Below are 14,843 nucleotides of genomic sequence, written 5' to 3' on the forward strand. Positions count from 1 at the left end.
CGGTCGTCGAGGTCGAGGGCGGGGCCGCACCCCAAACTTCTTGATCACACAGGAGACACACCATGGCGAAGCCGCCTGTGCGCAAGCCGAAGAAGAAGGTCTGCGCTTTCTGCAAGGACAAGGTCACGTACGTGGACTACAAGGACACGAACATGCTGCGGAAGTTCATTTCCGACCGCGGCAAGATCCGTGCCCGCCGCGTGACCGGCAACTGCACGCAGCACCAGCGTGACGTCGCCACGGCCGTCAAGAACAGCCGTGAGATGGCGCTGCTGCCCTACACGTCCACCGCGCGATAAGGGAAGGGTGACCGACACATGAAGATCATCCTCACCCACGAGGTCTCCGGCCTCGGCGCTGCCGGCGACGTCGTCGACGTCAAGGACGGCTACGCTCGCAACTACCTGATCCCGCGGAAGTTCGCGATCCGCTGGACCAAGGGCGGCGAGAAGGACGTCGAGCAGATCCGTCGTGCTCGCAAGATCCACGAGATCCAGACCATCGAGCAGGCCAACCAGATCAAGGGCCAGCTCGAGGCCGTCAAGGTCCGTCTGGCTGTCCGCTCCGGCGACGCCGGTCGTCTCTTCGGTTCCGTCACCCCGGCCGACATCGCTTCCGCGATCAAGGCTTCCGGTGGCCCCGAGGTCGACAAGCGCCGCATCGAGCTGGGCGCTCCGATCAAGACGCTGGGCGCTCACGAGACGTCCGTGCGTCTGCACCCCGAGGTTGCCGCCAAGGTCAACATCGAGGTCATCGCGGCCTAAGGGTCGCGCTCGCTGAAGCGGTGTATGGGGCCGCACCCTGTGATGGGTGCGGCCCCACATGCTTGTCGGGGCGATGTTTCACGTGAAACATCGCAAGCTCGCGGTGTTCTCAGCGCGAGCATCGACCGAACTCTCAGCGGGTCGCTCCGGTGACGATCCAGAGGCCGGACCGGGATCGCAGCCACAGGGTCAGCATGCGTGTCGCCATCATCAGTGTCATGGCGCCCCAGAGAGCGGTCAGACCACCGCCGAAGGTGGGGACGAGCAAGGCGGCCGGGACGAAGACCGCCAAGGTCAAAAGCATGGCCCGGGCGAGGTAGGGCCCGTCTCCCGCGCCCATCAGTACGCCGTCGAGCACGAAGACGACGCCGGAGATCGGCTGGGAGAGCGCCACCACGATCAGAGCGGGCAGTGCTGTTTCCTGGACGTTCGGATCGCTGGTGAAGAGCGGGATGAACAAGGGACGGGCAGCGACCACCAGGAGTCCGAGCACGGAACCCGTGGCAACTCCCCACTGCACCATCCGGCGGCAGACGTCGCGGGCTCCTTGGGCGTCTCCCGCGCCGAGGTAGCGACCGATGATGGCCTGTCCGGCGATGGCGATCGCGTCCAGGGCGAACGCGAGCAGGCTCCAGAGCGAGAGGATGATCTGATGTGCGGCGATGTCCTCGTCACCGAGCCGGGCGGCCACGGCGGTGGCGATCATGAGGATCGCTCGTAGCGAGAGCGTACGGACCAGCAGGGGTGCTCCCGCCTGAGCCGAGGCTCGTATACCGACGAGGTCCGGGCGCAGTGAGGCTCCGTGTCTGCGGGCGCCACGGATCACGACCCAGAGGTATGCGGCAGCCATGCCGAACTGGGCGATGACCGTGCCCCACGCGGACCCGGCGATGCCCAGGTCGGCTCCATAGACAAGGCCCGCGTTGAGAGCGCCGTTGGCGACGAAGCCCGCCACGGCGACGTACAGGGGTGTCTTCGTATCCTGGAGACCGCGCAGGACACCGGTGGCGGCGAGCACGACGAGCATGGCCGGGATGCCGAAGGCTGAGATCCGTAGATAGGTCGTGGCGTAGGGAGCCGCCGTGTCCGAGGATCCGAAGAGGGCTACCAGGGTGGGGGCTGTGGGCACCACGACCGCGATGACGGCTGCTCCCAGCAGCAGAGCGAGCCAGATGCCGTCCATGCCCTGACGGATGGCGGCCCGCAGATCACCGGCGCCGACGCGCCGGGCGACGGCAGCCGTGGTGGCGTAGGCGAGGAAGACGAACACACTCACCGCGGTGACGAGGAGGGCCGAGGCGATACCGAGACCGGCCAGTTGTGCGGTGCCGAGGTGGCCGACGATGGCGGTGTCGACCATGAGGAAGAGTGGCTCGGCGACCAGCGCGCCGAAGGCCGGCACGGCCAGAGTGATGATCTCTCGATCGTGCCGACGCCGGGTGACCCTGGTGGTCGCGGAAGCCTGTGTCATGAGCACCAATCTAATCTTCCACAGGTAAGAGATGTAAAGTGCTTGTGGCTATTACATGTGGCCTGGTCGGGCGCGTTCTCGTGTATCGATCTCGACGATCTTGATCCGGCTGGGGAAGTTTTTCTTCTGCACAGCCCGTGGACGGTAGAAGTGCAGGTCAGAGCAGCTTCCTGGGTGCAATCGGGTTCTTGTTCACAGGGCTGTCCACCGAGTCGTGCACAGGTTTTGCGAGGTTCTCCACAGCATCTGGGCCGTCGTCCACATGGCCTGTGGATAACCAGATTGGCTGACGGTGCCGAGGGGCCTACGGTGGTGCGGCGCCCACTCCCTGGCCGATCACGGAAACCTCGCAAAACCGACGTGCCAGAACCGGAGTTGGGCCTCTCATTTGTCAGTGTCGTGCCGTAGAAAGAAGAAGCACGGCGAGGTCCGCTCGGCGGACGGGAGGAGGTCGCTCGGTGAGCATTTCCGAGCCCCTGGACGACCCGTGGGCCGACAGCGGGCCCAGTGATCGTCTGCCCCCTTCCCGCCGGCGTCCGGACGGTGACCGGAGCAGGGACGAGCGGCACGACAGGGGCCGGGACAACGGGGAGTGGGACGGCGGCGGAGGTTCGGCCTTCGAACGCGTGCCGCCGCAGGACCTCGACGCCGAGCAATCCGTGCTCGGCGGCATGTTGCTGTCCAAGGACGCCATCGCCGACGTGGTCGAGATCCTCAAGGGTCCCGACTTCTACAAGCCGGCGCACGAAACCATCTACCAGGCGATCCTCGACGTCTATGCCAAGGGCGAGCCCGCCGACCCCATCACCATCGCCGCCGAGCTGACCAAACGCGGCGAGATCACCAAGGTGGGCGGTGCCTCCTATCTGCACACGCTCGTCCAGACGGTGCCGACGGCGGCGAACGCCGAGTACTACGCGGAGATCGTCCACGAGCGTGCCGTCCTGCGCCGCCTGGTCGAGGCCGGCACCCGCATCACGCAGATGGGATACGCGGCCGACGACGACGTGGACGAGATCGTCAACAGAGCCCAGGCCGAGATCTTCGCGGTCACCGAACAGCGCACGACCGAGGACTATCTGCCGCTCGGCGACATCATGGAGGGCGCGCTCGACGAGATCGAGGCGATCGGTTCGCGGTCGGGGGAGATGACCGGTGTGCCGACCGGCTTCACGGACCTCGACCAGCTCACCAACGGTCTGCACCCGGGCCAGATGATCATCATTGCGGCCCGTCCCGCCATGGGTAAGTCCACGTTGGCGCTGGACTTCGCGCGCGCTTGTTCGATCAAGCACAACATGCCGAGCGTGATCTTCTCGCTCGAGATGGGACGCAACGAGATCGCGATGCGTCTGCTGTCGGCCGAGGCACGCGTGGCCCTCCACCACATGCGGTCCGGCACGATGACGGACGAGGACTGGACGCGGCTGGCACGCCGTATGCCGGACGTGTCGGCCGCACCGCTCTACATCGACGACTCCCCGAACCTGTCGATGATGGAGATCCGGGCCAAGTGCCGGCGCCTGAAGCAGCGCAACGATCTGAAGCTCGTCATCATCGACTATCTGCAGCTCATGCAGTCCGGGGGCAAGCGTTCCGAGAGCCGCCAGCAGGAAGTCTCGGACATGTCGCGAAACCTGAAGCTGCTGGCCAAGGAGCTGGAGCTGCCGGTGATCGCCCTGTCGCAGCTCAACCGTGGTCCCGAGCAGCGTACGGACAAGAAGCCCATGGTGTCCGACCTGCGTGAGTCGGGATCGATCGAGCAGGACGCCGACATGGTGATCCTGCTGCATCGTGAGGACGCCTACGAGAAGGAGTCGCCGCGCGCCGGCGAGGCCGACATCATCGTGGGCAAGCACCGTAACGGTCCGACGGCCACGATCACGGTCGCCTTCCAGGGGCACTACTCCCGCTTCGTGGACATGGCACAGACCTGACCCGGTGAAATGCGCTCGACTCCCGGTCCCGGGCCCGGTGGACTGAGCGCATGACAACACCTCACGAAGAGCTGCTTCCCGCCACGCGCCGGGCACTGCTGCACCGCATCGCCGTCGCTCAGACCGAAGGACGGGCACCCTCTCTGGTCGCGGCGGTGGTCCGGGGCGGGGAGACGGTGTGGAACGGAGCACGCACCTCGGTGGAGGGGCACGGGCCGGACGCGAACGTGCAGTACCGGATCGGTTCGATCACCAAGACCTTCACCGCCGTTCTGGTCATGCGGCTGCGTGACGAGGGCGCCCTGGACCTCGGCGACCCGCTGGAGAAGCATCTGCCGGGCACCGGTGCGGGGGAGGCGACCATCGCCGAACTGCTCTCGCACACGGCAGGACTGGCGGCGGAGTCCCCTTCGCCCTGGTGGGAGCGCACGCCGGGATCCCTGCGCCCGGAACTCGCCGATGTGCTCGGGAAGCAGCCCCACCGCCATCCCGTGGGCCGTCGCTTCCACTACTCCAACCCCGGCTTCACACTCCTCGGCGCGCTCGTCGAGCAGCTGCGACGTGCTCCCTGGGAAGAGGTGCTGCGACGAGAGGTGCTGGAACCCCTCGGTCTGCGTCGCACGACCTGGCACCCGGAGGCACCGCACGCCGGTGGTTGGGCCGTGCACCCTTGGGCGGACGTGATGCTGCCGGAGCAGGTCGAGGACCTGGGCCGCATGGGTCCCGCAGGGCAACTCTGGTCCACAGCAGACGACTTGGCTCTCTTCGCGGCCTTCCTGGCGAAGGGGGACGAGCGGGTGCTGAGTGCGGAGTCGGTCCTGGAGATGCGTACGCCGGCCGCACCGGGGGAGGCCGCTGACGTGGCGGCAGGAGCGGCGTACGGCCTCGGGATTCAGCTTCAGCACCGAGGTGGCCGGTTCCTCGTAGGACACGGAGGCTCGGTGCCCGGATTTCTTGCCCAGCTCACCATCAGCGTCGAGGACGATGTGGCAGCCGTCGTGCTGACCAACTGCACCTCCGGTCCGGTGGTGTCGGAGGTGGCCGCCGATCTCGTGCGCATCGTCGCGGAGGCCGAGCCGCGGATCCCTGAGCCCTGGCGGCCGCTGCCCGAAGTGGACCGGTCGGTCCTGGAGTTGGTCGGCCCTTGGTACTGGGGGACGTACAGCTTCGTGCTGCGGCTCACCGCCGAGGGAGGTCTCGCGCTGGAGCCGCTCGCCGCCACCTTGCGCGGTGCTCGCTTCCGACGCAACGACGACGGCAGCTGGACCGGGCTCAACGGCTACTTCGCCGGAGAGCTCCTGCGGGCCGTACGACGGCCCGACGGGGCCGTGAGCCACCTGGACCTCGGATCGTTCGTGTTCACGCGCCAGCCGTACGACGAGGGGGCTCCGGTGCCCGGTGGCGTGGATCCCGAGGGGTGGCGCGGGATCGAGTAGGCGCGCTTCTGCCGCTGCGGGGTCCCACTTGCGATGTTTCACGTGAAACAGAACCCCACGGCCACTACTGCGCGGCCTTTCAGAGCGGCAGTTTGAAGCCCACGTGGGTGGCCTCGAAGCCGAGCCGCTCGTAGAAGCGGTGGGCCTCGGTGCGTGTGGCATCGGACGTCAGCTGTACCAACTGACAGCCCTGCGCCCGGGATGAGTCGATCGCCCACTCGATGAGCCGTGAACCGAGGCCGCTGCCGCGCTCATCGGCATGGATCCGCACGCCTTCGATGATCGCCCGGGTGGAGCCGCGTCTGGAAAGTCCCGGAACGATCGTCAGCTGGAGTGTGCCGACGACGCGGCCCTGACGGACAGCGACCACCACGTGCTGGTGGGGGTCACCACGGAGACGCTCCAGGGCGGTGAGGTAGGGGGCCAGATCGTCCGGTGACTCGCGCTGGGCGCCCAAGGGGTCGTCGGCCAGCATCGCGACGATCTCCGGGACGTCGTGCTCGGTCGCCGGGCGAATGTCCAGATCTCCCATGCCCGCACCCTACGCGGGCACGTTGAGCGTCTCCACGACGCGCACGAGCGGGGCCAGTTCGGGATTCTCGGCGGACGCGTCCAGAGCCTCGCGTTGGGCGGCGCACTGGGCTTCGCGATCGTACCGCCGTTGCAGAAGAGGGTTCTCGACCAGGCGCACGGCGCACGGCGCACCCACACTGGCCTCGGCCGTGAACAGAGGTGCCTTCAACCTCGGCAACGCGCTCGCCGCCTGACTCGGCGGTCTCGTCCTCGACGCGGGCCTCGGTTACACGGAACCCAACTGGGTCGGATCCGCTCTCGCCGTGAGCGCGCTCGTGCTGGCGTTCGTCGTGGCGGCACTGGAGCGCAGGGAGAGGACCGTCGGCACGGTCGTCGCGGGATCTGGGGGAGCAGGCGCCCGGCGGACGCCTGTCCACTCCTGAGGGTGGGCGGGTCGGCAGAGGGCGAGCCTCAGCCCGCCGCCACGGTCAGCGGGGCGTAGCGCCGGGCCCAGTCGCCCGGCAGTTCTGCGATGCCGTACGTCATCACGGAGTTGAAGGCGATCGACTCCAGGCCTCGGCTCTTCACCCACGCCAGCAGCTCCTCGTGGCGGACGTCGATGTCGGTGCGCAACGGCCGGTCCGTGCGGGCCGCGAGGGAGGCGACGAGTGCCTTCGCCGCCTCCGTGTCACGGGCGATCAGCGGGCCGACGACCTGGTCGTTCAGATTGGGCCAGGCTGCGGCGTATCCGATGATCCGGCCGTTCTCCTCCGCGACGCGCAGTTGGTCGGCGAAGGCGGGAAGCCGGGTGAGGACGTGGGTGCGGTCCGTGCCGAAGACCTCTTCGTCGAGTCGAAGGATCGTGGGGAGATCCTCGGCCGTGGCCGGGCGGGTGGAGACCGCGGGTGCCACGCCCTCTGCCGTGAAGTGCCCGCGTACCATCTCGGCCCGGCCGGTGACCTTGAAGCCGAGTTCCTCGTAGAGCGGGCGTCCGTTCGAGGTGGCGTGCAGGGTCAGGGGTGTCGTCCCCATCTCAGCGAGGACATGGCGCATCAGTCGGCGGCCGATGCCTTGGCGGGCGTACCGCTCGGCGACCAGCACCATGCCGATCGCTCCCAGATCCGGGCGGCCCGCCGGGCCGTACTCGGTGACCACACAGGCGGTGATCAGTCCGCCCGCAGGATCGTCGACGCCGTATCCCGTGCCGGCCGTCAGAAGCAGCCCCCACTTGTGCTCTTCGCGAGGCCAGCCTCGGTCCTCGGACAGATCGGCGCAGGCGGTGAGATCGCGAGGCGTCAGACGGCGGATGGGCAGAGATGTGGGGAAAGGTGTCGACACGCAGGTCAGGTTGTCCGACACACGCCGTGGGCGTCCACCGGTTTCCCGTCGACGTACGCCGTTTTGGCCATCTCGCGCACAACCGCACAACGCAGGGACGGATGTTTCACGTGAAACATCCGTCTCCGGGCATACGCGTGCAGGCCCGGTTGGCCCCGGCGCCCATGCCATGGCGTATTCGGGGCACGTGAACGGAGGTCCACGATCGGCCGGTGATGCCCGTCCCTGTGCATCCGGCGGCAGGATCTGCGAGATGCCTATGAATTGGTGGGACGCGCCCGGTAATTGAAGGAATCGCTGATTCGCACCCGTGGAATTCCCGGTACGGCCAGGGGGGACTTGTGTGTGACGCCCCTGCCGGTAGGGTCGAGTCCGGTTCGTGTCCGAAGTGAGATGCAGTCGTCTCATGATGGGGGTACGAACACAGCTCAATGCAGCCTAACCGGACAGGGAGATCGAGAACCTGCGTTTACCGTTACGAGGCGAGGGCGTTCGGGCGCTGTGGAACGCTGCGATGAGTGCCGCGGCTCACGCCACACTCTCACCTACTTGTCCGTACGGAGCGGGAACGCGGGTTGAATGTGGCCGCATTGGTCGACGGGGAACGAACGGGGAATAGCAAGGCCGTCCGCGGGGGAAAACGTGCGACTTCCGTCGGGAGGGCGTACGCAGATCGACCGAAAGATGCTTGAGGCGAGGCAGACCATGGACGCTCCGACCACCACGTCGGCCGGCAACGGTACTTCGGGGGACACCGACGGAGGCGGTTGGTTCACGCCCCGCACTTCGCCGCCCCTGGGCGGGGACCAGGAGCCGGAGGGCAACCGCCTCGCAGGCCTGCGGCCCGTGGGCCGCTCCCAGGAGCCGCCGAACAGCCTGCAGCAGCACCGGGAGAGCACCGCGCGGGAGCGAATACGGACCGGCGCGGACCTCCCTCCCAGTGCCCCACCCAGCCCTCCGCCCACCCCGGATCAAGGCTCCGACCCCTCCGTCTTCGATCCTCGGGTGCCGGACGAAGGCGCCGGACAGACGGCCACCGCCTCCCCCGACGCCGTTCTCATCCGGCGGACCATGGCCGAGGTCGGACCCGTCGCCGACAAGGTCACCTCGTACTTCTACGCGCTGCTCTTCGTCCAGCACCCCGAGCTGCGCTCGATGTTCCCCCCGGCGATGGACGCCCAGCGCGACCGCCTGCTCAAGGCACTGCTGACCGCCGCCGAGCACATCGACAACACTCCCGTGCTCGTCGACTACCTGCAGAACCTCGGCCGTGGCCACCGCAAGTACGGCACTCAGGCCGAGCACTACCCGGCCGTCGGCGAGTGCCTGATCGGCGCGCTCAGCCGGTACGCCAAGGAGAGCTGGAACGACGAGACCGAGGCCGCCTGGGTCCGGGCGTACACGACGATCTCCCAGGTGATGATCGACGCGGCGGCCGCGGACGAACTGCGATCCCCTCCATGGTGGCTCGCCGAAGTCGTCTCACATGATCTGAGAACCGCGGACACGGCCGTCCTCACCGTCCGCCCGAACCAGCCGTACCCCTTCCGCGCCGGGCAGTACACGAGCCTGGAGACTCCTTGGTGGCCGCGGATCTGGCGGCACTACTCGTTCGCCTCGGCGCCCCGGTCGGACGGGTTGCTGTCGTTCCATGTGAAGGCGATCTCCGCGGGCTGGGTCTCCAACTCGCTCGTGCACCGCGCCCGGCCCGGCGACGTGCTGCGACTGGGACCGCCGGCGGGCGGGATGACCGTCGACCACACCAGCGACAGCGGCTTGCTCTGCCTGGGCGGGGGCACCGGCATCGCGCCGATCAAGGCCATCGTGGAGGACGTGGCCGAACACGGACGGCACCGCCCCGTCGAGGTCTTCTACGGAGCCCGCACCGGCCAGGACCTCTACGACCTCGACACCTTGCTGCGGCTTCAGCAGAGCAACTCGTGGCTCGAGGTCCGCCCGGTCGTGGACAAGCACGGACTGCTCCAACTGCCCGACGCCATTCGTGACCACGGACCCTGGAACGGGTACGACGCCTACCTCTCCGGCCCGCCCGGCATGATCCGCAGCGGTGTGGACGCGCTGAAGGCCGCCGGGGTCTCCGCCGACCGCATACGCCACGACTCGGTGGAGGAACTGGTGGCCGCCGGGGACTGAGCCGGAGGCCAGGAGCGGCGCCGCCGTACGGTCAGCCCAGGTCGGGCGCGTGCATCGCCCGTACGCCCTCGATGTTCCCGTCCAGATAGTGCCGCAGGGACAACGGGACGAGGTGGACGGAGGCGATGCCGACCCGGGTGAAGGGGATGCGCACGATCTCGTACTCCCCCAGAGGCTCATCCACCTCGGGACCGTGCCGCTTGGCGGGGTCCATGGACTCCAGACGGCAGACGAAGAAATGCTGGACCTTCACCCCGGTCGCGCCGCCGTCCTCGCTGATGTGCTCCACGGTGTCCACGAAGCAGGGCACCACGTCGGTGATCTTGGCGCCGAGTTCCTCGTGGACTTCGCGGTGGAGCGCGTCGACGACCGTGGTGTCCTCCGGCTCGACGCCGCCGCCTGGCGTGAGCCAGTAGGGATCCATGCCCGGCTTGGTCCGCTTGATCAGGATCAGGTCATCGCCGTCGAGCAGGACGGCGCGGGCGGTGCGCTTGACCACGGGTCGTACGGTCATGGGAGAAATGTGGCCCCGCATGTTCCACGTGAAACATCACCGGAGCGAGGAAGCGGGGCACCCGGGTGCCCACCGCCGGTCTGTGGTCGGCACCCCCCTCTGTCCAGGGGCTCCACAGCGGTCTCAGGACCAGTTCGCCGCGGTCCCCAGCAGCCACTCGTGCGCTCGCGCGATGTGGGGCATGGCGAGGGTGCCGGTACGGACCACCAGGAAATAGGTCCGCAACGGGGGTACCGCGGGTTCGAGGACGGTGACGAGGTCCCTGCGGTCCAGGGCGGAAGCGCACAGGTAGCGGGGGACCACGGCCAGTCCGGCGCCGGAGATCGCGCACGCGATGACCGCCCGAAGATCCGGGACGACGACGGTCCCGGGGGCGGCGGGCCGGGCGTCGAAGACCGCGGCCCAGTAGCGGGCGATGAAGGGCAGTGACTCGTGTACCTCGACGAGAGGAAGATCCTCCAGCGCCTGCGCACCCTTGCGCCCCGGCCTGCCCGGACCGATCGCGTCCGCCCAGCGCGGTGCGGCGACCAGGACATGCTCCTCGTCGCAGAGGGGGGTCGCGGAGAGCAGGGCACCACGCGGCTGGGCGGTGGTGATGGCCAGATCGTGGTGTCCGGCGGCCAGGCCCTCCAGCACCTCGTCGGAGTTCCCGAAGGAGACCCGCAGCGCGAAGCCCTGGCCGTCGTCGCCGGTCAGCTCGGTGAGCGCGGGCAGAGCCCGCTCGGCGGTGAACTCCGGAGGGCCGGCGAGATGGAGGGTCCGTAAGGAGGAGTCGTCGTCGAGACCGGTCTCGGCGATCTCCACCAACGCGTCGAGATGCGGCGCGGCCTTGTGGGCGAGCTCGTCGCCGATGGTCGTCGGCGTCACCCCGCGGGGCCTGCGCAGAAAGAGCGGGCGGCCCAGCTGGCGTTCCAGAGTGCGTATCTGCGAGGTGACGGCGGGCTGCGAGAGACCCAGCAGGGCGGCGGCGCGGGTGAACGAACCGGCCCGGTGCACGGTCACGAACGTCCGCAGCAGGGCCAGGTCCATGGTCGCCTTCCCTCCCCGCCGTCGGAGCGCCCAACGATAAATAAGTCGATAGGCCGCTGTCGCTACTGTGATTGGACACTGACACAGAGTCAACTAGCCTTGTTGGCGTGGTTCTTCGCGCGGGGAACCTGGACGGTCCGAGCCACGAGGGGGGAGGCTCGGACCGTCCGTCGTACGGAGCGCGGTACTAGTCGGTGGCGACAGCGAGCGCCCGCAGTACGTCCGCCACGAGGTCGTCCGTGTCCTCCGCGCCGGCCGAGAAACGGATGAAGCCCTCCGGGACCGCGTCCCCTCCCCACCGGCCGCGTCGCTCGGCGGTGGAGCGCACCCCGCCGAAGCTCGTGGCGTCGTCCACGAGGCGGAGCGCGTCGAGGAAACGGTCGGCACGCGCGCGCGTGGGAAACGCGAACGACACCACGCACCCGTAGCGCCGCATCTGCTGCGAAGCGATCTTGTGCGAGGGATCGTCGGGCAGCCCCGGATAGCGCACCCCGGTGACCTCTGGCCGGCCCCTGAGCGCCTCGGCCACGGCCAGGGCGTTCACGTTCTGCCGGTCGGCCCGCAGCTGGAGCGTGGCGAGCGAGCGGTGCGCGAGCCAGGCCTCCATCGGGCCCGGGATCGCCCCGACGATCTTGCGCCATCGCCTCACGCCGGCCATCAGCGCGGGGTCGCGTCCGGCGACGTACCCGAGTAGGACGTCCCCGTGGCCGGTCAACTGCTTCGTGCCGCTGGCCACGGCGAAGTCGGCGCCCAGATCCAGCGGACGCTGCCCCAGCGGTGTCGCCAGGGTGTTGTCGACGGCCACCAGACAGCCACGCGCGCGTGCCGCCTCGCTGAGCCGCCGCACGTCGCACACGTCCAGGCCCGGGTTCGAGGGTGTCTCGATCCACAGCAGCCTGGCCCCGTCCAGGGCGTCGAGCTGGGCGTCGCCGCCGGTCGGTGCGCTGCGCACCTCGACGCCGTACGACCGCAGCTGTTCACCTGCCAGCGGAAGCACGTTGTAGCCGTCGCTCGGCAGGACGATGACGTCCCCGGAGCGCACCTGGGAGAAGAGGACGGCAGAGATGGCGGCCATGCCGGAGGCGAAGGCGACCGTCTCGACGTCGCTCTGCCCGGGGGCCTCCAGTTCGCCGATGGCCCGTTCCAGCAGCGTCCAGGTGGGGTTCTGGTCGCGTCCGTAGGCGTACGGGCCCGTGGGCTCGCCCGGCAGGTGGTAGTGGGCGGCGAAGACCGGCCCGGGGAGGGTGGGCTCGTGCTTGACGGGCTCGGGCAGTCCGGCGCGCACCGCACGGGTGCCCTCGCCGGGGCCCGAAGCGGGGTTCTCGGTGCTCATGCGGCCCCCACCTCCACCTTCTCGCGTACGGCGGCCAGCAGACCCGGGCTCGCGGCCTCCACGAGCTCCAGACACTCCTCGAACCCGTCCATGCCCCCGTAGTAGGGGTCCGGAACGTCGAGGTCGTCTCCGGCGGCGGGGTCGTAGGAGCGCAGGAGCCGGACCTTGTCCGCGTCCGCCGCCGTCGGCGCGAGGCGGCGCAGGGCCTTGAGGTGGCCCTCGTCCAGGGCCACGACGAGGTCGAGGCGGGAGAACCACGAGACCTGGAACTGCCGGGCCGCGTGGACGCTGTCGTAGCCGTGCGACTCCAGGACCGTGACTGTACGCGGATCGGCGGCGTCACCCTCGTGCCAGCCTCCGGTGCCCGCACTGTCGACCTCGACCAGCCCGCCGAGACCCGCCTCCTCGACACGGGTGCGGAAGACGGATTCGGCCATGGGGGAACGGCAGATGTTGCCGGTGCAGACGAAACAGACTCGGTACGCCATGCCGGACCCTCAGTCCCCGTCGGGCAGGACGAGGGAGAGTGCCCAGGAGACGATCGAGATGATCAGGGCGCCGAGAACGGCGGTCCAGAAGCCCTCCACGTGGAAACTCAGGTCGAGGACGTCGGCCAGCCACGAGGTGAGCAGCAGCATCAGCGCGTTCACCACCAGTGTGAACAGGCCGAGCGTCAGTATGAACAGGGGGAGGGTCAGCAGCCGTACGAGGGGCTTGACCACCGCGTTCACCAGGCCGAAGACGAGGGCGACCACCAGCAGCGTGCCGACCTTCTTGCCCGTGCTGTCCCCGGTCAGCGTGATCTTGTCGACCAGCCACACCGCGATCGCCAGCGCGCCCGCGTTGGCGATCGTCTTGACTAGAAAATTCATCATGTGTCTGATCGTGGCAGAAGCGATCGGTACGAGTACTGGGCAGGGGCGACTAAGTCGATGAAGGCATTCCGGTTGGATGAGCTGGAGGCGGAGCGCGCCGCCAACGACGGTGCCTATCTGCAGTTCCTCCGCGAGCGGAACATGTCGGTCGGCCTGTACGCCCTCGACGCCGGTGAGCTCGATCCGCAGAGGCCGCACAAGCAGGACGAGGTGTACCTCGTCGTGAGCGGCCGTGCCTCGCTCACGGTGGGGCTGGAGACGACCCAGGTGGCGCGCGGCAGCGTCGTGTACGTGCCGGCCGGGGTCGCCCACAAGTTCCACCACATCACCGAGGATCTGAGGGTCGTGGTGGTGTTCTCTCCGCCGGAGGGCTGACGTCCGCTTCGGCGTTCCCTAGGGGGACGATCAGGGACGGACAAGGGGTGCGAAGCCCCCGGAGCGTCCTTGCACGGCCCTAGCATCGAGGCAGGACAGCACAAGGCCCGGAATCAGTGCCCCGGTGGCGGGCGACGGGTGGAGACACAAGGAGCAAGGGCGATGCGGGAGATCTTCGCGGGAATGCCGTGGTGGGTGAAGTGGATCGCGGTGCCGGTCATCGCCCTGCTGGTGTTCGGTGGGCTGATAGTCAGCGTCGTCCAGGTGGTGGTGGGCCTGCTCTTCAAGGTGCTGGTCTTCGTGGCCCTGGTCGGCGGACTCATCTATGTCGTCAGGAAGTTCACGGCGGGATCCTCCTCGCGCGGCGACTGGTGAGGCGTCAGCCTCGCGCAACGGCTGAGGCGTGAGTGGGTGAGGCCGGTCAGGGGCGCGCCGGTAACAGGAACGTGAGGTTCCCTCGCCAGGGGGAAGTTTCCCGGCGGGGCCGTCTGCGGGCGGTGACGGGCGGCTAGAGTCCGGAAACTCGTCGCGGGCTCGATCCCGCGGGCGGCGCAACTCCTCCCGTGTCCCTCGCACGGGCGGCCCTCCTCGCGCTTCGGGAGTGACCCTTGGCCACGGCTGACACCGCACCAGCAGAACCGCTCTCTCCGTCCGCCCGGTCGCGCTCCCGGTCGGCTCAGAGCGCGGTTCCTCCGACGCAGCCGGGTCCGCGATCGACCTCTGCGACGGCCGCCGAGCCGTCACGTGTCCGAGCCCCGGAGACGCACGGCCCACCGTCACCCTCGCGTACAGCGCCCTCGACGGCCCCGGCTCCCCCGGTGCAGCCACGTACTTCGCCGGGCGAGGAGCACATGCGGCGGCCGGAGCCTCCGGCGCCCCGGACACGGACGCGGCGTCCGGCGGCATCGGCGCCGGCATCGGCGCAGGCGCAGGTGCAGACTCCGTCGTCGTCGACCGGTACCGAGCTCCAGCCGCAGGCATCGCCGCCCCGGGGCGGGTCGCGGTCGACGGGGCTAGTCCGCTCCGCGCCGTCTCACGGGCATGGGGCAGGGAGAGGGGCCCGCATCCCGTCTCCCACGCCACAGGCCGTGCCGGAGGCGAACA

15 protein-coding genes and 2 pseudogenes are annotated in these 14,843 nt (G+C 68.8%); 8 read left to right on the plus strand and 9 right to left on the minus strand.

What is annotated here, in order from left to right; genetic code table 11:
• Positions 1–62 precede the first annotated feature (62 nt).
• Both rpsR and rplI read left to right on the plus strand, forming a co-directional pair.
• The gene (gene rpsR, locus ACZ52C_RS11815) at positions 63–299 is read left to right on the plus strand and encodes a 30S ribosomal protein S18 (RefSeq protein ID WP_003949403.1); all 237 of its coding nucleotides are present in this window, start codon (positions 63–65) and stop codon (positions 297–299) included.
• Between the two features lie 18 nt (positions 300–317).
• Positions 318–764, plus strand: a complete 447-nt coding sequence (gene rplI, locus ACZ52C_RS11820) for a 50S ribosomal protein L9 (RefSeq protein ID WP_045558490.1) — start codon at positions 318–320, stop codon at positions 762–764.
• Between the two features lie 133 nt (positions 765–897).
• Here rplI and ACZ52C_RS11825 read toward each other — a convergent pair whose 3' ends face one another.
• Entirely contained in the window at positions 898–2,244 is a 1,347-nt protein-coding gene (locus ACZ52C_RS11825; protein ID WP_469074558.1) for an MATE family efflux transporter, read from the minus strand.
• Between the two features lie 449 nt (positions 2,245–2,693).
• On the opposite strand from ACZ52C_RS11825, the gene dnaB reads away from it, so the two are divergent.
• On the plus strand, positions 2,694–4,172 hold the full coding sequence (gene dnaB, locus ACZ52C_RS11830; RefSeq protein ID WP_319103457.1) for a replicative DNA helicase: 1,479 nt from the start codon (positions 2,694–2,696) through the stop codon (positions 4,170–4,172).
• A 50-nt stretch (positions 4,173–4,222) separates the two neighbouring features.
• Positions 4,223–5,608, plus strand: coding sequence for a serine hydrolase domain-containing protein (locus tag ACZ52C_RS11835; protein WP_469074559.1), 1,386 nt, complete (start codon positions 4,223–4,225; stop codon positions 5,606–5,608).
• 79 nt (positions 5,609–5,687) lie between these two features.
• On the opposite strand, the gene ACZ52C_RS11840 is transcribed toward ACZ52C_RS11835, so the two are convergent.
• Together ACZ52C_RS11840 and ACZ52C_RS11845 are read right to left on the minus strand one after the other, a co-directional pair.
• Positions 5,688–6,140: a GNAT family N-acetyltransferase gene (locus ACZ52C_RS11840; protein ID WP_469074560.1), complete on the minus strand. Its 453-nt coding sequence runs from the start codon at positions 6,138–6,140 to the stop codon at positions 5,688–5,690.
• Between the two features lie 9 nt (positions 6,141–6,149).
• Positions 6,150–6,239, minus strand: a pseudogene (locus tag ACZ52C_RS11845) (MarR family transcriptional regulator); the annotation flags it as partial.
• Between ACZ52C_RS11845 and ACZ52C_RS11850 the strand changes: the two are divergent.
• Positions 6,225–6,564 (plus strand): annotated as a pseudogene (locus ACZ52C_RS11850) (MFS transporter); the annotation flags it as partial. The pseudogenes ACZ52C_RS11845 and ACZ52C_RS11850 overlap by 15 nt on opposite strands.
• Positions 6,565–6,592: 28 nt before the next feature.
• Here ACZ52C_RS11850 and ACZ52C_RS11855 read toward each other — a convergent pair.
• Positions 6,593–7,459, minus strand: a complete 867-nt coding sequence (locus tag ACZ52C_RS11855; RefSeq protein ID WP_469074561.1) for a GNAT family N-acetyltransferase — start codon at positions 7,457–7,459, stop codon at positions 6,593–6,595.
• 684 nt (positions 7,460–8,143) lie between these two features.
• Here ACZ52C_RS11855 and ACZ52C_RS11860 point away from each other — a divergent pair.
• A complete protein-coding gene (locus tag ACZ52C_RS11860; protein ID WP_469074562.1) occupies positions 8,144–9,613 on the plus strand; it encodes a globin domain-containing protein in 1,470 nt (489 codons plus the stop codon).
• A 31-nt stretch (positions 9,614–9,644) separates the two neighbouring features.
• On the opposite strand, the gene ACZ52C_RS11865 is transcribed toward ACZ52C_RS11860, so the two are convergent.
• The 5 genes from ACZ52C_RS11865 to ACZ52C_RS11885 form a co-directional block, all read right to left on the minus strand.
• Entirely contained in the window at positions 9,645–10,127 is a 483-nt protein-coding gene (locus tag ACZ52C_RS11865) for an NUDIX domain-containing protein (protein ID WP_469074563.1), read from the minus strand.
• Between the two features lie 123 nt (positions 10,128–10,250).
• Positions 10,251–11,156, minus strand: a complete 906-nt coding sequence (locus ACZ52C_RS11870; protein WP_469074564.1) for a LysR family transcriptional regulator — start codon at positions 11,154–11,156, stop codon at positions 10,251–10,253.
• A gap of 187 nt (positions 11,157–11,343) precedes the next feature.
• Entirely contained in the window at positions 11,344–12,489 is a 1,146-nt protein-coding gene (locus ACZ52C_RS11875) for a cystathionine gamma-lyase (protein ID WP_469074565.1), read from the minus strand.
• Entirely contained in the window at positions 12,486–12,977 is a 492-nt protein-coding gene (locus tag ACZ52C_RS11880; protein ID WP_469074566.1) for a low molecular weight protein-tyrosine-phosphatase, read from the minus strand. The genes ACZ52C_RS11875 and ACZ52C_RS11880 overlap by 4 nt, the downstream gene beginning before the upstream one ends.
• Positions 12,978–12,986: 9 nt before the next feature.
• Complete coding sequence (locus ACZ52C_RS11885; RefSeq protein ID WP_469074567.1) at positions 12,987–13,364, minus strand: phage holin family protein; 378 nt, start codon at positions 13,362–13,364, stop codon at positions 12,987–12,989.
• A gap of 57 nt (positions 13,365–13,421) precedes the next feature.
• Here ACZ52C_RS11885 and ACZ52C_RS11890 point away from each other — a divergent pair, with 57 nt between their 5' ends.
• Entirely contained in the window at positions 13,422–13,739 is a 318-nt protein-coding gene (locus ACZ52C_RS11890) for a cupin domain-containing protein (RefSeq protein WP_469074568.1), read from the plus strand.
• A gap of 162 nt (positions 13,740–13,901) precedes the next feature.
• Complete coding sequence (locus ACZ52C_RS11895) at positions 13,902–14,114, plus strand: DUF5326 family protein (RefSeq protein WP_045558480.1); 213 nt, start codon at positions 13,902–13,904, stop codon at positions 14,112–14,114.
• Positions 14,115–14,843: the final 729 nt, after the last annotated feature.

It is taken from the genome of Streptomyces sp. NPDC034049 (assembly GCF_055575575.1).